This window comes from Leptolyngbya sp. FACHB-261 (assembly GCF_014696065.1).
Classification (GTDB): Bacteria; Cyanobacteriota; Cyanobacteriia; order FACHB-261; family FACHB-261; genus FACHB-261.
This window is the reverse complement of the sequence record NZ_JACJPL010000005.1, coordinates 1-19,681: the sequence shown is the minus strand read 5'-3', so window position 1 is coordinate 19,681 and position 19,681 is coordinate 1. Positions and strand designations below refer to the sequence as shown.

Here is a 19,681-nt window from a genome sequence, read left to right as displayed (position 1 = left end):
TTACTCATTACCTTCGCGTATTTAAAAGCTGTTTCAGCGGCCTCAGATGTTATTTCCGATTCTAGTTACGCCAAAGCAATAAACTGCAACACCCGCAGCGGTGGGAACACAGATAACCCTCCAATTACTCCGCCCAACCGTCTATATAAATTCACAGAATCAGTTAACCCAAACAAAAGCGCAGTTCACTTCCATTGCCGCTCCCTCTGAGGCCATCTGATTGCCTGATAAGCGTAATTGTTCTGGCTGTGAATTGCTTCCCGGCTTATTTCTTTACGTCCCCACCGACGCGAGGTTCAAATAGTACCCTGAGCGGGTACTACTCAAAGTCATTTGTGTCTCTAACAATGAAGGTAGAGCCATTGTTCTCGTTGGCTTTAACCACTACTATCAAAGGGATTTGGACAAATGACTGTTGGCTTACCCCAGCGGCGCAGTTGTGGCACGATGAGTGTTCACTACAGATTGTTAACGACTGACCTGACTTACGCGAGAACTAGACAGGAAATTGAGAACCGTGCGCTTGACTTTGCTAGGCGAGAAGATGTTGCTAGAAGCGGCGTCACGACAATTCCAGTTGTAGTTCATGTTGTTTATAACTCGGGTCAGCTGGAACAGAATATTTCTGAGGCTCAAATTAAAAGTCAGATTGATGTTTTAAATCGTGATTTTCGTAAACAGAATCCAGATATCGCTTCGATTCCTGATGCCTTTAAATCCTTAGCTGGCGATGCTCGCATCGAATTTGAATTAGCCAGCACCGACCCTAACGGCAACCCGACCAATGGGATTACCAGAACTGCAACCGCCGCAACCGCATTTACCCAGGATGACCAGGTGAAATCGGCAGCCACTGGCGGTGCTGATCCTTGGTCAACCGACCGCTACCTGAACATTTGGGTCTGCCAGTTGGGAGGCGGTCTGCTGGGCTACGCTCAGTTTCCGGGTGGCCCTGCGGCAACCGATGGCGTGGTGATTACCCATACCGGCTTTGGCACCACGGGTACGGCAGCGGCCCCTTTTAACTTAGGCAGAACCACAACCCACGAAGTTGGACACTGGCTCAACCTGCGCCACATCTGGGGGGACGACCAAGACGAGGCCAACCAATGCAGCGGCAGCGACCTTGTCGGTGACACGCCTAACCAGGCTGGACCCAACTATGGCAAGCCAGCTTTCCCGAGCGTTACCTGTGGCAATGGCCCTAACGGCGACATGTTCATGAACTACATGGACTACACCGATGACGCCGCCATGTTCATGTTCACCAATGAACAAATCACCCGCATGCAGGCGACGCTGGACTCCGAGCGGAAGTCGCTTGGCAGTAGCCGTCCTGCGCTCAAGAGTCCCCGCGTTCCTGCTAAGGCTCAGATTACGCCGATTTCTCGCAGCCAAGACAAGCTTGATATTTTTGTCACCGACAACAACGGCGTGATCTGGACTGCTGCTTGGGAACCCAAGTTCACCGATTGGTGGCATGGCTGGTGGGAACTCAATGGGGGTCGGGCAGCGCCAGGTGCGCCGGTGCATGGCGTATCGCGCAGCAAGGACAAGTTGGATGTGTTCGTGACTGGCACCGACAACCATGTCTACACCGCTGCCTGGGAACCGGAGTTCACCGACTGGTGGCATGGCTGGTGGAAACTCAATGGTGGGGCCGCGGCACCGGGGGCACATGTCACGGCTGTCTCGCGTGCGCCTGACAAGCTAGATGTCTTTGTTGTGGGTACTGATGGCCGGGTGTGGACGGCAGCCTGGGAACCGGGCTTCACCGATTGGTGGCATGGCTGGTGGCCGATTGGGGATATCCGTGTGCCTGCTGGTGCCGCCATTCATGCCGTGTCGCGTAGCAAAGACAAGCTGGATATCTTCGTCACCGATGTTAATGGCGTGGTTCAGACGGCAGCTTGGGAACCCAGTTTCAATGGTTGGAAAGGCTGGTGGGAACTCAAGGGAGGCCGATCTGCGCCAGGTGCGCCAGTGACGGCTGTCTCTCGCAGCGAGGATAAGCTGGATGTCTTTGTGACGGGCGTGGATGGTCGGGTGTGGACGGCAGCGTGGGAACCGGGCTTCACCGATTGGTGGCATGGCTGGTGGCCGATTGGCGATGTTGTTGCGCCTGCCGGAGCGCCTGTACATGCGGTGTCGCGCAGCAAAGACAAGCTGGATATCTTTGTCACTGATGTTAATGGCGTGGTTCAGACGGCAGCTTGGGAACCCAGTTTCAATGGTTGGAAAGGCTGGTGGGAACTCAAGGGAGGCCGATCTGCGCCAGGTGCGCCAGTAACGGCGGTTTCACGCAGCAAAGATAAGCTGGATGTCTTTGTGGCGGGGGTCGATGGTCGGGTGTGGACAGCAGCGTGGGAACCGGGCTTCACCGATTGGTGGCATGGCTGGTGGCCGATCGGAGAATAGAAGCGGGTTGAACCAGTGGTTCTGGCGCGTTGGTGGCACAGCAGTGAGAATCAAACGAGCAGGGTTAGAGCTTCCTCATGTCTATTCAAGTGAGAGGCACAAACAGATGGAGCGTTTGAGGTTAGGAAGGGTTCTTCTGTCACTGCTGTGCTTTGCTGGGTTGTCTGTTTTGCATTGCGATCTTGCTTTTGCCCAGGCGATTAACCCCTATGTGTTGCCCTATATGTTGCCTACCAATCAGGCGATGATTTCAGAACTCTATTTCAGTCAGGCATTCAATATGACTTTGCCAAAACCAATTTTTAAACAATGGCTGCATTCTCGGGAGGAAGATGAGGGAGGGGTGATGGTCTACCGGCCTATCGATTTTGCCTTTCCGCCAGCCCGAGGTAGAGAGGGCTTTGAGTTTCGTGAGAATGGCGAGTTTATTAACCTTGGAATTGGCCCAACTGACCGCAGGCAAGCGTCTTCTGGACGATGGACGCTTAAGCAGCCAGGGGTAGTTGAGATTGATCTACCGGGTCAGCAAGCTAGCTATCAGTTGATTATTGTCGAGTGCAATGAACAGGTTTTGAAAGTTAGAAAAGCAAGTGGCGGTTGAATTGCATCGGTCTGAAGCTAATCCCAAAGCTGTTATACCAACTCACTTTTCAATCGCTACATATCGACCTCTCCCAATCTCCCCTTGATAAGGGGAGGAGCCGTAGGCGGTGGGGTTTTGATTTGTAGCTCTCATTTAGAGAATTGGTATTATTTGAGGCGATGGAATTTCTGATCTTAGGAACTGGCTTCATTTGGGCTTTTGCACAGTTCGCAGCAGGCTAGGCGAAAGACTGTAGAGCGAAACAGTGGGACCGCCACCTTCGGGGTGGACAGTGACTTTGCGAACTAAATCGCGGGCTTCGAGGCTGAGCAGTAAGAGGTGGAGTTCTGAGGTTTCCAGATTGCTGTCTCGGCTGAGCAGGTTGAGGGGAATACGGGACAAGTCCCCATTCGGTTCGATGTAATTAGCGATCACGAGCAGAATCAGCTTGAGCGGTGCAGCCAAATTGAGACTGCGGACAATGTGGTCCCAGAGAGCGAGTCGAAGCGTGGGGCTCATGAGTTTGAGAGTAGAAGGATCGTGTAAACTGCGGCATTCTGACTCTGGGGCTGGTAAATCGGGCCGACGCGGAGCGTTGATGGGGTCAACCAGTCCATTGATGGAGTGAATGGGTCCGTTGACGGAGTCTAGAGGTCGATTAACGGGGTCAGCGAGTCCGTTAACGGAGTGAATCAGTCGGTCGATGGAGTGAATGGGTCCGTTATCGGAGTGAAACGGTTGGTTGATGGAGTGAATGGGTCCGTTGATGGACTGAATGGGTCCGTTAACGGAGTCAACCAGTCCGTTAATGGGGTCTTTGGGTCCATCAATGCGGTTTGGAAGGTGGATTTACGGATGGCATCGAGCAATGGGGCCCTGCATGCAGTCGATGGGCAAGGCATCAACGGGTGCCTTGGGTAACAGCGTTCTTGGCATTGCGCAGTTGGGTATGTCGCTGTCGCCATAGCTGCCGCCAATAGCTCAGCACGTCTTCGGGGTAGGCATAGCGCTGGATTTCGGTTTTGATCACTTCGCCAACCCAGTCGAGCAGGTGCAGGTCGTTGCAGGCTTGGATGGTCAGGGCACAGGCGGCAAGCCACTGGTTGAATTTGCGATAGCTGAGGAACTGCCCACCCCGATCAGCACGATGGACAAACAGCACATGCAGCCAATGCTCCATGCGGCAAATGAGCGATTCAGGGATGCCCAAAAAACGGGCGACTTGAGATAAGGGAATGCAAAGCTGCGGCTGCAACACCTGGGTCAGGTGCATGACAAGAACTCCAAAAATTTGAGGGCAATAGAGCCTTTGACCCCGTTTAGGGCCGAGAAAGGTAGGTGATAAACTGCCCCCTAGCCGCCAGGTTGTTCATATCAACCTGGCGGTTAGTTCCCCAGAGTTTGTCTAAGACCCTGGGGGACGCCTAGGGGTCCAGTTGCCTGAGTTGGAAAGTAGCAGGGTCTCCCTATTGAAGTCAAGTAGGCAGCGCAAAAAAGATCTCTGTGTTGCAGCGAACCCAGCGAAGTAAGCACCGAAGCTTAAGCAATAGCCCCATTCCAATCCACTGATTTTCTTCCTACTCAGTCAGAAAAACGACGGCTATGCTGGATGGACATCTCAACCCAGTTTGAAAGCTGGAACGAGACTTATTCATTAGGTCATTAAGAGCACCGTGCCCTAGAGCCTTTCACTTGAGAGAATAGCAGGGGATTTCTGTGCCTGATAGTTACCAAATCTCGTTATTACCTGGAGCTTAATTTGACTTCAGCCAAGCTTGTCAGATTGTCAGTGGATGCGGAAACATTTCGCTCAAGCGCGAGATGAGATAAATAACTCCTGATTTCATCTGCTCCCACATCCTTAGGATGGCGCTTATTCTGAAACAGAATGAAATCTCGAATGTAATAAATGTAAGATTTTTCAGTTCTGAGACTGAAATGTCTAAGCCGGATGGACTACCTAGCCTGGTCAAGCAACCGAGGTGGTTGAAGATCTGACATGGATAAATGCTGGGTAATTCCAGTATTAAGGGTGTTATCCAGCAAAACTGACGGATAACACCCTGTACTCCAGCATTAACCATCCGTTCTGATGGTTAACACCCCGAAAGCACGAACTTAAACGGCAAAGTTTCTGTTTAATTCCTTAAGAAGCAGGTATTATCCCGCAAATGTAATGAATAATCCTGAGAGAAATGGGTGCTTATCCTTTAGATCTGACGTTGAATACATAGTTATCTCGCTTCGTTCAGTCGCGTTGAAGTTTATGTAGACTTGGATCACGGTTTCAAATCTCTCACGCCTGTATGAAATCAGAAGATGTTTTGCAGGTTGTGGCCTGGTTAGAGCGGGCAGAGATTCCTGTATGGTTAGATGGCGGTTGGGGTGTCGATGCCCTGTTAAGTCAACAAACACGATCGCACAGTGATCTCGATCTCGTAGTTAGGTTGGAGGATGCTAGTCAGATTGAACAGACCCTCGCTATCTATCAGTTCGCTATCATACTGAATGAGTTACCAACGCGGTTTGTGATGAAAGATGCTAACTGTCGTAGTGTTGACTTTCACACTGTCCAACAGGATAGTAGCGGACAATTGATTCAAGTCCTACAAGACGGCATGCCTTTTCATTATCCACAGGATAGTTTAGCTGGACAGGGCATGATCGACGGCAATGTGATTTCTTGCATCACACCTGAAGCGCAGATACTATTTCACACAGGATACAAGCCCCAAGCAAAAGACATTCATGACGTTCGACTATTGCAGCAATACTTTAATCTTCCACTTCCAGAAGAGTATGTTGGTATTGTGACAGACTTAGAGTAGTCATGAAAGTGAAGCAACAGCGAGATAACAATTCAATTGCAGCGGACAAGCAAAGTTTTTTCGTCTATCGTTCTAGTTTTATCGTCGCCGCTGATCGAACCGTTAGACTGCTTAAGTTATCAGCGAGGATATGGAAGGTTTGTCTGGAGAGTGCGAGCGTGAATTAACGGAAGAGGCTAGTACACGCTAAAACAAAGTTTAATATAGGAAGAGAAATAAAGATGCCTACAATTGAAGAAAATCGATTTTTCACGCCGATCATTGAATTTGAAGTCGCCCCGGAAAACCAGCAGGCATTCATTGACGCAATTGCCGATGAAGTCGAACGTTACTTTAAGAGCTATGTCGGATTCATTTCAGCGAGTTTCCATGCCAGCGATGACGGGCAGCGAGTGATTAACTACGCTCAATGGCGTTCAAAAGAAGACTGGACTGCATCTGGTCGTGTTCCTCACAACGATGAAGCATCGGCGGCTATTCTTGAAGTTATCAAACGCTACGGAGCTGAGCCGTTGCGAGGGAAAGTCGGTTTCTTTCGTGTCGCGCGAGTAATCGTCAAAGAAGACGACAAATCATGATTGAAATGTTGCCAGCAGTCTAACACTGCGCTGCAATAGACAAGTTAGAGATCTTGGTGGTGATGCAAAGGTTATCTGCCGCTGTTGAGCTTCGCCGTTGGGCTGCTTAGATTTCTGGTAGGAGCAGAATTTAGGGATTGTCAGTTAAGTTTTAAGTTTCAGTAAAATTGAATAGCACTGACAGATCCAGAACAGGAAAGAGGGGTAAGCCAATGCTGCAATCTGTTGAGCAACGTATTGAGCGTGTTATCAATAATCTTTTGCCAGCAACAGCCTTGGAGGGAAAATTCGGTTCGCCAAAAAATCTGTACAAGCGATTGGCGCATTACCGCACACCAGGCATAAGCATTGCGGTCATTAATGATTTTGAAATTGAATGGGCGCGCGGATTTGGGGTGTGCGAGGCTGGAACAACCCGTGAAGTTATACCATCCACATTGTTTCAAGCTGCCTCAATCAGCAAGCCTGTTTTCGCTTTAGCGGTAATGCGTCTTGTGCAAGAGGGGCGGCTTAATCTTGATGAGGATGTTAACACTTATCTCACCTCATGGTCTGTGCCTCCCCTTGCAGACTGGCAACCTCAGATAACGCTGCGCCAACTGTTGAGCCATACTGCTGGCTTAACGGTACATGGCTTTCCTGGCTATCGAAACTCAGAGCCATTACCAACTACGGTTCAAGTTCTCAATGGCGAACCTCCTGCTAATACAGATAAGGTGGAGGTCAATATCATTCCTGGCTTACATCATCGCTATTCGGGCGGCGGCACAACCGTTGCTCAACAGGTATTGGTTGATGTATTAGGCAAACCGTTTCCAGAAGTCATGCGCGAATTGGTGCTCGACCCCTTGGGCATGACCAATAGCACTTATCAACAGCCGCTCCCGAACGATTGGTTAGCAAGGGCAGCAACGGCTCACTTGTTCTCTTCTAGGGTCCCACTTGAAGGAAAGCATCACGTTTATCCTGAGATGGCAGCAGCAGGTTTGTGGACAACTCCATCAGATTTAGCCAAAGTCGGAGTGGAACTGATGCGAGTATTGCGTGGCTCAACTCCCGCCGTTTGGAGTAAAAAAACGCTAGAAGAAATGCTGCGACCCCAACAGCCAGAGCAAACCCAAGGAACAGATGAATCATTTATAGGATTAGGGAATGGATTATTTGTAGGATTAGGATTTTTCGCAGGTGGTGGAATTGGCGATGGTTTCTACTTTTTTCATAGTGGTAAAAATAAAGGATTTGTATCATTGATGCGTGTTTACGCGCATATTGGAAAAGGTGCTGTTGTCATGCTCAACTCGGAAGAATTTGAGCTGATGCAGGAAGTCATGCGATCGCTCGCACTTGAGTATGACTGGCCTGATGTATTTCCACCAGAAAAAATAACTATTACCCTGCCAGAGACTGACCTCTACTCAGGTCTTTACTCAACAGAAACTGGATTGCAATTTAACGTCACAAGCCGTGATGGAAACTTATTCCTACAATATGGGCAGCAACCGCCATTACAGTTCTTCCCCACATCAGAGCTAGAGTTCTTTTCCAAAGCTACAAACACAAACATTTTCTTTGAAAAGAACGATGCAGGTAATGTTAGTGCAATGATATTATCCCAAACAGGTATAACGAGTTTGAGACCACAAGCAGATCAACGAATAAGAGCACAGAGGCAGTAGAAAAAAGGACATGCATAGGCAGGGATCGCAGCCCAACACTGCGGTGGAGCGGACAATTGAGAAATTTAGGTGCTAAGTTCAAAGCTATGCTGCCACTCACCTCTGGCGTTGTGCGGCAGCCCCTAGCATTCTTGATGCACAGTGGTAAAAAGACATGATCAAAGAGACAAAATCGAAGCAAGAAGTGCTTGAGCTAGCCCACAAGCATGATTTAACTATTCAAGAAAATTCACTGCAATTTAATGAATCGGGGCTTGACTTCCAAGTTGTGTTAGCAACGGATGCTGACGGAGAACGCTGGATTTTGCGTCTTCCCCGGCGGGAGGACGTTCTACCATCAGTGGATAAGGAAAAGCGCACGCTGAAACTAATTGCCCCTCTTCTGAGTGTGGAAGTGCCACGATGGACTGTTTGCACAGATGAACTCATTGCTTATCGGGCATTAAACGGTGTGCCAACAGGCACAATCGACTCAGAGGCAAAAGCTTATGTGTGGGAAATTGATGCAGCGAATCCACCCGACCAGTTTCATGAATCGCTGGCTAAGGGGATTGCCTCTCTTCATCAAGTTAGCATTGTAGAAGCACAAGCAATTGGTCTTCCTGTCGAAACCCCTGAACAAGCACGTGCGGCGATGAAGCAGAAGGTAGATGCAGTGAAAAACGAGTTTGGTGTTGGTGAGCAGTTGTGGAACCGTTGGCAATCCTGGCTCCAAAAAGATGAGGTTTGGCCAAAAGAAACAGTGTTAACTCATGGGGATTTACACGCTGGGCATATTTTGATTGATGCCCAAGTACGGGTAACTGGCTTCATTGACTGGACTGAGGCAGCCGTCACTGACCCAGCCTGTGATTTTGTTGCCCACTACCGCACTTCTGGCGAAAACGCTCTGAACAAGCTGATATCAGCATACGCCAAGGCTGGTGGATGCGTTTGGCCGAAGATGGCAGAACACGTCATTGAACTAGCTGCTTCTTATCCCATCGCCATTGCAGAATTTGCACTGAAGTCAGGCTTGGATGAATATAAACAGATGGCTAGACAATTGCTTGGCGTGAGTGACTCGGAGTGATTTGATTGACCAACAATCGCTCGAAGTATCAAGCCTCTGAGCCTCTATTAGCCACACAACAACCCTGATGCAGCGGACTGGTTAAAGCGACCTGCGTTGACTACAAAATTCTAGCAGCCGCTGACAAGAACCGTTGTGCTGCTTGCGCGTGGCGGTGCTGAAGGCGAGACTAAAGCGTATGGAAGATGTAATCAAACTTCGCGTTGCTACACCAGAAGATTACGGCTTCTTGTATGCCTTACATTGCACAACTATGCATGATTATATCGAAGCGACTTGGGGCTGGGATGAGGTGTGGCAGCAAAGCTATTTTAAGCAGCATCTCCGGCCTGAAGCCAACCAGATTATCGTGCTGAACGGTCACGAGATTGGGCGTGTTGAGGTGGATTACAAGGAAGATGGAGTGCATATTGGCAACATCCAAATACTGCCTGAATACCAAAGCAAGGGCATTGGCAGTCTCATTATTTTGAAGATTATCCGACAAGCTCAACGGCAGGAGCATCCTGTGACTCTGCAAGTGCTGAAAGTGAATCCCGCACGGCGACTTTATGAGCGGCTGGATTTCGTTGTCGAAGGCGAAGATGACGCGCACTTCAAGATGAAACGCACCTAAACTCACCAACAAGCAGCACAACAAGGTGCTGCACCTGCCGCCGGAGCGGAGGAAGCGAAGTAACGAAGACTGGAGCGTAGGCGGCAGGTGAGCTGTGCGTTAGGCTTTCTAAGTTAACTGTAGGGATATTACTTTTAGATTGTCTGTGGGTGTTAAACTGTCATTTGAGTTGTCGGTGAAGACGTTGGGACATTTGATGAAGTTGTTAAGCTCCTTGACGCAATTGCAAAGCTAATTAGTGCTCTCATCTATCTAGCAATCCTGCTGTTTGTTTTGATCCGCTTTGGTTCAGTTCTACAGGAGTTCTTTACAAATTGGGAGAGTTAACTCTTGAAGGGGCTGGTTCTGAGGCTTCTATCAAAAGCCAGCAAGCTGAAACAGCAGCAACAGTTTATAGAAATGATGGCAATGTGATTTCCGGCAGCTTAGTAAGAGGTGCTAAAGTCACAGCCAATGTAGTTGCTGAAGCAGTTACTCCTAGAGTAATTAAGCAGGCAGGCAGGACAACGATTCTTTGGGTTGATGACAATCCTAATAACAATATCTATGAACGGCAATCAATGGAGGCATTAGGGATTAGTTTTGTATTGGCAACATCAACAGAAGAAGCATTAGACAGATTAAATCGACAACAGTTTGACGCAATTATTTCAGATATGAGACGACCTCCTGACCCACAAGCAGGGTACATGCTACTTGAGAAGTTACGGTCAACGGGTGATCACACACCATTTATTATTTATGCAGGTTCAAGAGATTCAGAACACGTTGCAGAATCGCGGAGACGAGGAGCTATTGGCTGCATCAATAATCCAAGCGCCTTGTTTGAGATGCTTCTGTCTTCGCTAGGCCGGAGAGTCTAACATGTCGAGACAACGGACGGACGAAAATCGTTGTTTTCACCAGTTCAAACCCAAAAAGAGACAGTTAGTTCATTCACCTTTTAAGGCTCAAGTTTTTCTGATATAACTAAGCCAGTAAACAGCAAATCACATTTGAAAGGAGGACTTCTATGGCAACTTATATTGTGTTAGGTCAGTGGACACAACAGGGTATGAGAGATATCAAGGAGAGTGCCTCTCGACTCGCTGCCAATAAAGAACTCTTTGCTACTTTTGGGGTTGAATTGAAAGGAGCTTACTTAGTGCTAGGACAGTATGATTTTGTTATGATTGTTGACGCAGCGGACGATGAGACAATCGCTAAATTGCTCCTTATCGTAGGTTCGAAAGGTAGCGTCCGTACTGAAACTCTTCGAGCTTTTGCAGAGAATGAGTATCAGGAAATTATAGAATCGTTGCCCTAAAGATTCTTTTATCTGAATACGGCTACTCGATTCAGTGCTTTAAGCGAATCACCTGTCGCCCTGGGGCAAGAAGTTTTTTTGCCTCTTGATGCAGGTTTGCTGAATCTGAAAATAAGCGGAGAAATTTTGCCTATCTACCTGATTCGAAGCGTTATACGGAAATCATTCGCCTAATGATCACTATAGAGGTGTTATACGGAAACTTTCAGTTCAATAATAGTTAGGTACCAAGGGCGAAAGACTCTCAAAAGGGAGTTGACTGAGCTTATGGACAGAAAGCAAAAGCTAGTGACAGCGATCCGGTCTCAGTTCATGTGGCCTCGTGGGTTTGCGGGCTGGCTCGTCGGGTGGGAGATGGCATTGAGGTCGTCGAACCGCAAGCGCAACGTATGGGCAGTCAGCCTCCTCGGAGTGGAGCCAACCGACCGCGTCCTTGAGATTGGCTTTGGACCAGGGATCGCGATCCGGGAGCTGAGCCGTCGGGCGACGCACGGTCTTGTGTGTGGCGTCGATCACTCGGAAGTCATGGTCCGGCAAGCGGCTAGGCGTAACGCAGACGCCGTACGCGCAGGCCGTGTAGATCTGCGCTGCGGTTCAGCCGAGCACCTTCCGGCGTTCAAGGAGCCGTTTGACAAGGTCTTGGCCGTGAACAACATGGGCATGTAGGACGATCCAGTCGAGCGGCTGAAAGAACTCCATAGCCTCATGCGGCCCGGAGGACGGATCGCGATCGTCTCTCAGCCGCGATGTCCCGGTGCCACGGCGGAGATGACAGTGGCTGCAGGCCACGAGATCGCAGCACGTCTCACAGAGGCGGGCTTCACGGGCGTCCGGTCGGACACGCTTGCGCTCAACCCCCCGTCGTTTGCGTGATCGGCGAGGTTTCATGAAGATTGCTGTGGCGGACAAGGTCGCCCAGGGGATTGACACGCCCTGGGCACTGCCCCCTCACACTGTGGCGATTTCTACGACAGTCAGGCCCCGTTAACGGAGGGTCTGGGCGCGCGAAGGAACTCACTGGTCAAGATGGACAATAAATCTTTTTGGTACTCGTCAACAGGCATTATTTCAAGATGATAATTAATTCGTGTTATTGGCCTAGAATTTCAGCCGGTAAATGACTGCATATCCTTTTGCGTCTTCTTTATTATCCGTAAATCATCTTCAGTTTGCGCAAAATGGAGCCTGGGAGAAAGTTCAGACTGTTTATCCAGGTAGTTTTGAAGATCTTTATGATCTGTCCAACTGGTTAGATAATGCAGCTCGTGATGTTGCCGTAGAGACATTGTTTATGGATGAAACATCAGAACTTTCTGGATTCTTCGGGGTACGCACCAAAGACTTTCCAAGCGCTGGCCGTACCCTGATGTGGATGCGTCTAGCTACATTAGCGGCAACGAGGAATAAGAAGCCTTTCAGTGAGCTGATCAGCCTGTGTCTCAGAACACTTAATCTGCCTCCTACGTTACCTGATACAAAACCTGTTTTTGAAATGGGAATCTTCAACTTCTGGAATACATCTGACCCATTAATATTGGGCAATTCTCCTCTTGAGAAACTCACAGAGTTGATGGCGACACAAGCTGGCCCCTCGTGGCTCCGAGATGGCCATGAAGCACCTATATGTTTAGAGTATGTTTGGCATGATCCGGCACATATCTGGATTTCTCGGAATATCAGTGTTAAATTGAATGGCCGTTATTTCGTAGATATAGAAAAGATTAAGAGAACTTACCATAACGAGAACTAATAACATTCTCCTATGGAGTTAAGCTTGATTGTGAGATCAATTAAGTCGGTCAAAATCGAATAATGTGGAGACTGATGAGGTTATTAAATCCTCTTTAATGTCCAGCTTTCTGACTGGACTGTTTATTGCATCGGGCGCTCAAAAAACAACACTTGTTTTATTTTTGGCTTTTTCCCAGCTTTTCTTGATATCTCTGAAATATCTTATTTTGATGCTGGTATTATTATAGCAATCACTATAATGGCTGTAGGCGGCTTAAAACTAGGTTATGCATTTATGGCAGATAGAGCTAAATTGTTTGTTGGTTCTAAAATAAGAAAAGGAATAAATATTGCCGCTGGCTGTGTAATGGTTGCTATTAGGGTATTTTTATCGACAAAAACTCAAACACATGACTAACTTGAGTATGCCTAACAAGCTGCTGTACCAGAACACTGCAATATGGTCAGCTGAGAAAAGGTCATCTGTATCCAGTGAGCTTGGTTGTTAACGAGCGCTCGAAAGCAGACTAGAGAAATAATGGCTAGATCCGTCCGCTTTTAAACCTCTGTAGCCCTAGAGAAAGAAGATTCAACAACTTAACATATCGGTATGAATGGTTTGATAAACCTACATTTCATCAAGAGAACCTACAATAGCCCCTGATCCTTCCCTCTGGCTGTGATTCGTGGGTGTCAACGTAGAAAGGAGCCAAAGCCATGCTGAGCAACGAGAAAATTTGCATTGAGAAGCAGAAAGATAACTTCTTAACTGAGGAGTTATTTAGAAGTAGAAGACAAACCTGGGAAGCGATCAGGAGAATATCAGAACAGATTCAGGTAGGGATGTGGGAAGAAGAAGCAAATGAAATTGCTAAATCTACCTTGCAAGAGATGGGTACTCGCCAAGGGTGGCATAAGGCATATGTGCACTTTGGTTCTAACACAGTGAAAACTTTGTTCGAAACGCCGGAACCGGAAGTTCAACTAGGAGAAGACGACATTTACTTCATTGACATTGCCCCAGTTTGGCAAGGCTATGAAGGTGATGCAGGACATACATTTGTCACTGGATCTGACCCAGAGATGAAGCGTTGCGCTCTTGACACCAAGCAGATTTTTGAGATTGTATCCGGCAAGTGGAGAACGGATGCTCTCAGTGGTGAAGGTTTGTACCAGTTTGCAAGACAGACTGCAAGTGATTTAGGCTGGGTGCTGAATCTCAATATGGGAGGTCATCGTCTGTCAGACTTCCCGCACACTGCCTACCATTCGGGCAATCTAGCGGGAATTCCATTTCATCCCTCACCAAACCTGTGGGTGCTGGAGATTCAGATCAGGCATCCGGAGAGACCTTTTGGAGGGTTTTATGAGGATATTTTGACTGAGTTCATCGACGAGCACGAAAGCAAACAAAATAATTAAACACAAGCAGTGGGTTGGAACAACGGCGGGACTTGATAGCTCTTGCTAAGAAATCTGAAATTGAAATAATAGCCAATGAAACAGGGTGACTGACCTGACTTTTCCACAATCCATTGACCGTACTAGGAAGCACCGCGTCATTTTTCTGATTTTGGAAAGGGTGGAGCTATTAGATCTTGCGGGACCTGCCCAGGTCTTTGATACGGCAGTAACAATGGGAGTACCTTACTCATTGCATTTCTGTGCAGCTAATCCGGAGATACAGTCAGCTCAAGGACTTCTACTCGCAAAGCTTGAGCCATTGCCCCCGGTGAAAGCTGGTGACTTGGTGATGGTAGCAGGGGTTAAGTCGGCATACTACTGCTCAGACAGACCGTTACTAAATTTAGATGTCTGTCGCTGGTTGGCAAATGCTTATGCTGCTGGAGCAGAAATTGCTTCCATCTGCTCTGGAGCAATCGCTTTAGGTGAGGCAGGATTGCTCAATGGTCGGCGCTGCACCACGCATTGGTCACTGGTTGAGGTGCTCCAGCAAAGCTTTCCAGCTGCACATGTCCTTGATATGGTCTTGTATGTGAGTGACCGCAACATTACGACCAGTGCGGGAATTGCATCGGGCATTGACATGGCGCTCTCGCTAGTGGAGCAGCATCATGGATCAAAATTGGCTGCAGAGGTTGCCCGATGGATGGTTATCTATCTACGGCGCGACGGCTCTCAGCACCAACAGAGCGCCTACTTAGAATATCGTGGTCATTTGCATTCAGCAGTCCATCGGGTGCAAGACTGGTTGGCTGAACATGCAGTGGAGTCTGCTTCGCTAGCGGAACTTGCAGTGGTGGCAAAAATGAGCGTCCGGAGTTTTAGCCGTGCATTTAAGGAGGCTACTGGGCTTACACCGGTACAGTATCAGCAACGCTTACGGTTGGAAGTGGCTGCTACTCTATTGAACAACGCTGATCTGTCGATCGAGACCGTTGCTGCTCGTTGTGGCTTTGAGGACACACGGCATTTCCGCCGTTTGTGGCAGCGTCATTTCGGTACCACTCCTTCGATGGTGCGTAAACAGCAAAATCAGCACAGCATCTCGAAGCCCGCCCTTGACACGAATTCATCCTTGAATTGATGTCTGGAGCGCATCCTATGGTGGTGCAAGAATCAGGGGTGCCGCAGCAGGCCCCCTCAACTGAAAGCACTGGCCTCAGTGTTGATGCAGCACAAGGCGAGTTTCTAACACAGATCTGATTTAGATACTAGTGTGCTAAAGATGTCTAGAGACAGCGCCGAGCCCCTTCAAGTTGGCGGAAGGCATATGAAAGACTTCTAGAACATTTATTATTCTTTGAGGTAGAGCATCAAAGACTCAATCTCATTAGGAATGCTATGCGGGCGAATCTCGTATAATCAGTAGGTCTGTTGGAGCTTGGCACCAATGACAGAATCACGAATCAATACTCGATTTCTTATTCCATTCTTGTTGGGAATAATATTGAGTTCTATCGGAATGTTTTGGTGCCTCAATACTTTCAAAACACAGCCAGAAGTCCGTTTCTATGGAACGGCCATACTGGATACGGCATCATACGAAAATCCTTATTTCAACAACGCAATCTATCTTGGAAACCCAAATACTGTTGTAGACAAGATATATTTACGCTTCCGCAATGACACTGTAACGAACGCTACTATCGGCCAAAGGGCCATAGTCAGCGGCCATCTCAAAACTGTTGACATTGGTGACGGGGAGCGCGTGACCGAGCTAGACGTTCTGAGTGTAGAACATGTCAAGCCATGATCTACAGATTTGAACTCCACAGAGGGGAGAACCCAAACACGACACTGGATTTGGAAGTCTCTTACATTAGTCACTAACCATCTTCCTAACCCGACAGTTAAGTCCAGCGTGCTTCCCTAGCCAACTGGTTCATTTATTCTCTTAGTCCATCCCTATGAACTCGTCCTCATCCCAACGCTTCGACGCTTTAGCCGTCAACTACGCCGTCAGTGAGGTCCACACTAGCAGCCCAACCCTCGCCCGCTTGCATGCACTCTTACCTCGCGTCGAATCCGTCTGTGACGTGGCCAGTGGTGCTGGGCACACGGGGCTGGGATTTGCAAGAATTGCCTCTCGAATCGTCGCGGTCGATCCTGCGCCGAGTATGCTCGCGCAGGTCCGGCAGTTGGCAGCAGAACGAGCTGTTGCCGTTGAGACAGTAGAGGCGTTTGCGGAGTCAATTCCGCTAGCGTCAGCATCATTCGATCTGGTCGTTTGCCGGTTGGCAGCACATCATTTCTCCGACCTTCCCAAAGCGATGAGCGAAATGACCCGTCTGGCGAAGCCGGGCGGCTACGTGGCAGTCATTGACATGGAAGGTGACGAGAACCCTGCGCTCGATGCGCTCAATCATGAGATTGAGTTACTCCACGACCCAACGCATGTGCGTTCTTACACGGCGAAGCACTGGCGAGAGCTATTCGCGGCGAGTGGCCTGGAGGTGGAAGCGTGCGAAAACCGCTGCTGGGAGATTCCCGACGGTCTGACGGTTGAGCGATGGTGTGAGCTGGGCGGTTCTGGTACTGAAGCTTTGCAAGCCATCCACGCTCGATTAGCCGCCGTCCCACCGGAATGGCTATCGGAACTCGAAATTACGCTGGACGCCAACGGAGGATTTCGCATCCCAGTGCGCACGCTGCTCATTCTTGGGCGCAAGCTTTCTGATTCCCGTATCTAATGTATTGATGTAGAAAATGTTTCTTGTCTGGTGGACACCTTGAAACGCTGATTCAGGGTGCAGATGCTTTTCAGGCTACTTATGGGTTTCAGGTAGCTGATGAGTACTTACCCCTCAAAAGGGCACTTCAGCACAGTCTCAACAAGGTGCAAGCTTCACAAATTTGGCATCCGTAGTTGTAAAAAGACCCTATCAATGGAATTAAACAACGGCTAATTTTGCAGTGTATAGAGGGCTTGAAGGCACAGCATAACAATGTGCTGTACCGGAAGTTAACAAATAGGGTGCTATATCTCACTATGTGACGAGTGCAGTCATGAATAGTCCAATTTAGAGCGTTTTCTGAAGGCTGCTACCTGTCAAGGGCAGTTGATCGAAGAAAAACACTTCCCGCTGGTTTGCCAAGAAATTTAGCCTAGAAATACTTACCAATTTTAGGCAGAGCTCGCAACCCCAGAGCTTTTCATCTTTTACCTGAATGCTGGCTTCAAATAGCAGCTGTAGGGACCTCGTCATCGTTGCGAAGGTGATGAACCAAACACCAAAAACCACCGAGTTCAGCCACAATCACCTGACCGGTTGATTCTGGTATTTGAGCAATCTTGGTATAACAAGTCAGGCTTGAACCAGTATCCCCAGGTTTGAGCCAATTAGCTCTGAACAGAACGTTTCAAGGATTCTCATAATGAACCTAATTCGGTTGCTGCTGAGTACTTCTGGGAGCAGTGTTCTTCTCGCTACTTTCACAGGTCTGCTCAGCGGTGCTAGCAGCGCTGGAATCATTGCCTTAATTAACACAGCTTTACAGGGAACGAGCTTGCCACGAGCAGTTTTGGCCCTGAGCTTTTTGGGACTTTGTCTCTTGATGCTGATTTCAACAGCGATTTCCCAAATGTGCATTGGCCGTGTGGCCGAAAAGATCATTTCTGATCTGCGCTTGCTTTTAACATCTCGCATTCTGGCTTGTCCATTACGCCATATAGAAGAAATTGGCATTCCTCGACTTCTTGCTGCCCTAACCCAGGATATTGAGGTGATTGCCAATGCCTCCATTCCTATTTCCTTGCTGTGTGTTTTTGTGGCTTTGCTGTTGGGATCTTTTGTCTATCTAAGTTGGCTATCCCTTCCCCTATTTGTTTTAACCCTGGTTCTCATGCCACTGGGTATCGTTAGCAATCAGTATCTAATTTATCGAGGTAGACATTCTCTAAAGTCTGCTCGCGAAGAGCAAGACAATCTATTTAAGCATTTCCGTACAGCAACAGAAGGCATTAAAGAACTGAAGCTCAATCAACAGAGACGGCAAGCCTTCTTGACAGAAGACTTGCGAACAACCGCAGAAAAAGCGCGAGAGTATCGCATAACTGCGACAGATTTGTTTGCCGTTGGTGGAAGTTGGGGACTGGTTGCACTTTTTGTTTTGATTGGGGTAATTCTGTTCGTCTCGCCGCTTCTGTTTACGGTTCCCAGTTCAGTTCTCTCTGGGTATGTCTTCACCCTGCTCTTCATGCTCACGCCAATACGTGGCTTATTGAACACCATACCTGAGCTACTACGAGCCAACATTGCTCTAGAAAAAATCAATTCTTTAGGGCTGTCCTTAGCCGCCCAAACCAACGAGCTAGAGCAAGTAGCAAAAATCAGTAATCAGTCAAGTTGGCAGTCATTGCAATGTAGAGGAATCTCTCATGCCTACAGAGGCGAACGAGAAGATAGCAATTTTACTTTGGGTCCGCTCGATCTAACTTTATGTCCTGGAGAGATAGTATTTATTGTCGGAGGCAATGGCAGTGGTAAGTCAACCCTGGTGAAACTCCTGACTGGGCTGTACGTCCCTGAAGCTGGAACAATCGAGTTTGATGGTCAACGAATTACCAATGACAATCGTGACTGGTATCGCCAACAATTCTCTGTGGTGTTCTCAGATTTTTATTTGTTCAATCGACTTTTAGGATTCGAAGATTTCAACTGTGATCGCCAAGCTCAAGTCTATCTGGAGCAACTGCACTTAGACCATAAAGTTAAGGTCAGTAACGGCACATTTTCTACGACGGCGCTTTCTCAAGGACAACGAAAGCGTCTAGCGCTGCTAACAGCCTACTTGGAGGGGCGAGAGATTTTCGTTTTTGATGAATGGGCTTCCGATCAAGATCCAGCGTTCAAAAAAGTCTTTTACACTCAGCTGCTACCCGATTTGAAACAGCAAGGTAAAGCAGTCGTAGTGATTAGCCATGACGATCATTACTTTGATCAAGCAGATCGTATCCTAAAGCTGGATTACGGCAAGGTCGAATATGACAGGCGTTTACACCCCTGAATAACCGCAGCACATTACCTATCTCGACATCAGAACTCACGCCCAGGATCGACTGAGATGCCAGACTCTTTGGCGTCTGGTTGGCCAGAATGCTATGGGAATGCTAGCTGGCCAAGTCATCAAACCGCCACGAATAAGCCATAACAGTAATGCGAAATACAATCGTGGTCAATTGTAATCAACTGCATCAATGAGACACTAAGGTTAAATACTTTGCCTTGCGTGTTTATTTGTGGTTGGTCTAAACCAGTTGTTATGGCGGCGGCTGTATCAGTTAGTGGAAACAAAATATAGCCCTACGCACGCACGTTAGGACGCTATTCTAGAGAGAGAAGCATTGAGATACACCCATGCCTGCGCCTTACAGTTATGACCTACGCACCAAAGCGATCGAAGCCGTTA

The 19,681-nt window shown here is 48.3% G+C and carries 21 protein-coding genes; 17 read left to right on the top strand and 4 right to left on the bottom strand.

Annotated elements, in window-relative coordinates:
* The first annotated feature begins 408 nt into the window (after positions 1-408).
* Together H6F94_RS03530 and H6F94_RS03525 are read left to right on the top strand one after the other, a co-directional pair.
* A complete protein-coding gene (locus tag H6F94_RS03530; RefSeq protein ID WP_199320185.1) occupies positions 409-2,418 on the top strand; it encodes a M43 family zinc metalloprotease in 2,010 nt (669 codons plus the stop codon).
* Between the two features lie 106 nt (positions 2,419-2,524).
* Positions 2,525-3,019 (top strand): hypothetical protein, encoded by a 495-nt coding sequence (locus tag H6F94_RS03525; RefSeq protein WP_190800867.1) that lies wholly within the window; start codon positions 2,525-2,527, stop codon positions 3,017-3,019.
* Between the two features lie 189 nt (positions 3,020-3,208).
* On the opposite strand, the gene H6F94_RS03520 is transcribed toward H6F94_RS03525, so the two are convergent.
* The 3 genes from H6F94_RS03520 to H6F94_RS32050 all read right to left on the bottom strand — a co-directional run bounded on the left by H6F94_RS03520 (position 3,209) and on the right by H6F94_RS32050 (position 4,954).
* Positions 3,209-3,520, bottom strand: coding sequence for a hypothetical protein (locus H6F94_RS03520; protein ID WP_190800866.1), 312 nt, complete (start codon positions 3,518-3,520; stop codon positions 3,209-3,211).
* A 382-nt stretch (positions 3,521-3,902) separates the two neighbouring features.
* On the bottom strand, positions 3,903-4,274 hold the full coding sequence (locus H6F94_RS03515; RefSeq protein ID WP_190800865.1) for a hypothetical protein: 372 nt from the start codon (positions 4,272-4,274) through the stop codon (positions 3,903-3,905).
* A 470-nt stretch (positions 4,275-4,744) separates the two neighbouring features.
* Positions 4,745-4,954 (bottom strand): site-specific integrase, encoded by a 210-nt coding sequence (locus tag H6F94_RS32050; protein ID WP_313949216.1) that lies wholly within the window; start codon positions 4,952-4,954, stop codon positions 4,745-4,747.
* A 353-nt stretch (positions 4,955-5,307) separates the two neighbouring features.
* On the opposite strand from H6F94_RS32050, the gene H6F94_RS03505 reads away from it, so the two are divergent.
* The 7 genes from H6F94_RS03505 to H6F94_RS03475 all read left to right on the top strand — a co-directional run bounded on the left by H6F94_RS03505 (position 5,308) and on the right by H6F94_RS03475 (position 11,077).
* Positions 5,308-5,829 carry a nucleotidyltransferase domain-containing protein gene (locus tag H6F94_RS03505; RefSeq protein ID WP_190800864.1) on the top strand — a complete coding sequence of 174 codons (522 nt, stop codon included), beginning with the start codon at positions 5,308-5,310 and terminating at the stop codon, positions 5,827-5,829.
* Positions 5,830-6,050: 221 nt separating this feature from the next.
* Positions 6,051-6,407 carry an antibiotic biosynthesis monooxygenase family protein gene (locus tag H6F94_RS03500; protein WP_190800863.1) on the top strand — a complete coding sequence of 119 codons (357 nt, stop codon included), beginning with the start codon at positions 6,051-6,053 and terminating at the stop codon, positions 6,405-6,407.
* Between the two features lie 212 nt (positions 6,408-6,619).
* Complete coding sequence (locus H6F94_RS03495) at positions 6,620-8,083, top strand: serine hydrolase domain-containing protein (RefSeq protein ID WP_190800862.1); 1,464 nt, start codon at positions 6,620-6,622, stop codon at positions 8,081-8,083.
* A 154-nt stretch (positions 8,084-8,237) separates the two neighbouring features.
* A complete protein-coding gene (locus H6F94_RS03490; RefSeq protein ID WP_190800861.1) occupies positions 8,238-9,155 on the top strand; it encodes a macrolide 2'-phosphotransferase in 918 nt (305 codons plus the stop codon).
* Between the two features lie 178 nt (positions 9,156-9,333).
* Positions 9,334-9,771, top strand: coding sequence for a GNAT family N-acetyltransferase (locus H6F94_RS03485; protein WP_190800860.1), 438 nt, complete (start codon positions 9,334-9,336; stop codon positions 9,769-9,771).
* Positions 9,772-10,085: 314 nt separating this feature from the next.
* The gene (locus tag H6F94_RS03480) at positions 10,086-10,634 is read left to right on the top strand and encodes a response regulator (protein ID WP_199320184.1); all 549 of its coding nucleotides are present in this window, start codon (positions 10,086-10,088) and stop codon (positions 10,632-10,634) included.
* A 149-nt stretch (positions 10,635-10,783) separates the two neighbouring features.
* A complete protein-coding gene (locus H6F94_RS03475; RefSeq protein WP_190800859.1) occupies positions 10,784-11,077 on the top strand; it encodes a GYD domain-containing protein in 294 nt (97 codons plus the stop codon).
* Between the two features lie 285 nt (positions 11,078-11,362).
* Here H6F94_RS03475 and H6F94_RS32045 read toward each other — a convergent pair whose 3' ends face one another.
* A complete protein-coding gene (locus H6F94_RS32045; protein WP_242040971.1) occupies positions 11,363-11,614 on the bottom strand; it encodes a hypothetical protein in 252 nt (83 codons plus the stop codon).
* On the opposite strand from H6F94_RS32045, the gene H6F94_RS33425 reads away from it, so the two are divergent.
* From H6F94_RS33425 to H6F94_RS03440, 8 genes are all read left to right on the top strand, one after another.
* Complete coding sequence (locus H6F94_RS33425; RefSeq protein ID WP_396426412.1) at positions 11,516-11,743, top strand: class I SAM-dependent methyltransferase; 228 nt, start codon at positions 11,516-11,518, stop codon at positions 11,741-11,743. The genes H6F94_RS32045 and H6F94_RS33425 overlap by 99 nt on opposite strands.
* A 178-nt stretch (positions 11,744-11,921) precedes the next feature.
* Positions 11,922-12,065 carry a hypothetical protein gene (locus H6F94_RS31505; protein WP_199320182.1) on the top strand — a complete coding sequence of 48 codons (144 nt, stop codon included), beginning with the start codon at positions 11,922-11,924 and terminating at the stop codon, positions 12,063-12,065.
* A gap of 129 nt (positions 12,066-12,194) precedes the next feature.
* The gene (locus tag H6F94_RS03465; RefSeq protein ID WP_190800858.1) at positions 12,195-12,827 is read left to right on the top strand and encodes a hypothetical protein; all 633 of its coding nucleotides are present in this window, start codon (positions 12,195-12,197) and stop codon (positions 12,825-12,827) included.
* 240 nt (positions 12,828-13,067) lie between these two features.
* The gene (locus tag H6F94_RS31500; RefSeq protein ID WP_199320181.1) at positions 13,068-13,226 is read left to right on the top strand and encodes a hypothetical protein; all 159 of its coding nucleotides are present in this window, start codon (positions 13,068-13,070) and stop codon (positions 13,224-13,226) included.
* Positions 13,227-13,525: 299 nt separating this feature from the next.
* Complete coding sequence (locus tag H6F94_RS03455) at positions 13,526-14,230, top strand: M24 family metallopeptidase (RefSeq protein WP_190800857.1); 705 nt, start codon at positions 13,526-13,528, stop codon at positions 14,228-14,230.
* Positions 14,231-14,315: 85 nt separating this feature from the next.
* Positions 14,316-15,356 (top strand): GlxA family transcriptional regulator, encoded by a 1,041-nt coding sequence (locus H6F94_RS03450; protein WP_199320180.1) that lies wholly within the window; start codon positions 14,316-14,318, stop codon positions 15,354-15,356.
* A gap of 823 nt (positions 15,357-16,179) precedes the next feature.
* Complete coding sequence (locus tag H6F94_RS03445) at positions 16,180-16,962, top strand: class I SAM-dependent methyltransferase (RefSeq protein WP_190800856.1); 783 nt, start codon at positions 16,180-16,182, stop codon at positions 16,960-16,962.
* Positions 16,963-17,647: 685 nt separating this feature from the next.
* Positions 17,648-19,279, top strand: a complete 1,632-nt coding sequence (locus H6F94_RS03440) for a cyclic peptide export ABC transporter (RefSeq protein WP_190800855.1) — start codon at positions 17,648-17,650, stop codon at positions 19,277-19,279.
* Positions 19,280-19,681: the final 402 nt, after the last annotated feature.

Excerpts from the sequence above, each read along its gene's own strand:
- H6F94_RS03530 (WP_199320185.1), top strand. The coding sequence starts at position 409 with ATGACTGTTGGCTTACCCCAGCGGCGCAGTTGTGGCACGATGAGTGTT.
- H6F94_RS03525 (WP_190800867.1), top strand. The coding sequence starts at position 2,525 with ATGGAGCGTTTGAGGTTAGGAAGGGTTCTTCTGTCACTGCTGTGCTTT.
- H6F94_RS03520 (WP_190800866.1), bottom strand. The coding sequence starts at position 3,520 with ATGAGCCCCACGCTTCGACTCGCTCTCTGGGACCACATTGTCCGCAGT.
- H6F94_RS03515 (WP_190800865.1), bottom strand. The coding sequence starts at position 4,274 with ATGCACCTGACCCAGGTGTTGCAGCCGCAGCTTTGCATTCCCTTATCT.
- H6F94_RS03505 (WP_190800864.1), top strand. The coding sequence starts at position 5,308 with ATGAAATCAGAAGATGTTTTGCAGGTTGTGGCCTGGTTAGAGCGGGCA.
- H6F94_RS03500 (WP_190800863.1), top strand. The coding sequence starts at position 6,051 with ATGCCTACAATTGAAGAAAATCGATTTTTCACGCCGATCATTGAATTT.
- H6F94_RS03495 (WP_190800862.1), top strand. The coding sequence starts at position 6,620 with ATGCTGCAATCTGTTGAGCAACGTATTGAGCGTGTTATCAATAATCTT.
- H6F94_RS03490 (WP_190800861.1), top strand. The coding sequence starts at position 8,238 with ATGATCAAAGAGACAAAATCGAAGCAAGAAGTGCTTGAGCTAGCCCAC.
- H6F94_RS03485 (WP_190800860.1), top strand. The coding sequence starts at position 9,334 with ATGGAAGATGTAATCAAACTTCGCGTTGCTACACCAGAAGATTACGGC.
- H6F94_RS03475 (WP_190800859.1), top strand. The coding sequence starts at position 10,784 with ATGGCAACTTATATTGTGTTAGGTCAGTGGACACAACAGGGTATGAGA.
- H6F94_RS03465 (WP_190800858.1), top strand. The coding sequence starts at position 12,195 with ATGACTGCATATCCTTTTGCGTCTTCTTTATTATCCGTAAATCATCTT.
- H6F94_RS31500 (WP_199320181.1), top strand. The coding sequence starts at position 13,068 with ATGGCTGTAGGCGGCTTAAAACTAGGTTATGCATTTATGGCAGATAGA.
- H6F94_RS03455 (WP_190800857.1), top strand. The coding sequence starts at position 13,526 with ATGCTGAGCAACGAGAAAATTTGCATTGAGAAGCAGAAAGATAACTTC.
- H6F94_RS03445 (WP_190800856.1), top strand. The coding sequence starts at position 16,180 with ATGAACTCGTCCTCATCCCAACGCTTCGACGCTTTAGCCGTCAACTAC.
- H6F94_RS03440 (WP_190800855.1), top strand. The coding sequence starts at position 17,648 with ATGAACCTAATTCGGTTGCTGCTGAGTACTTCTGGGAGCAGTGTTCTT.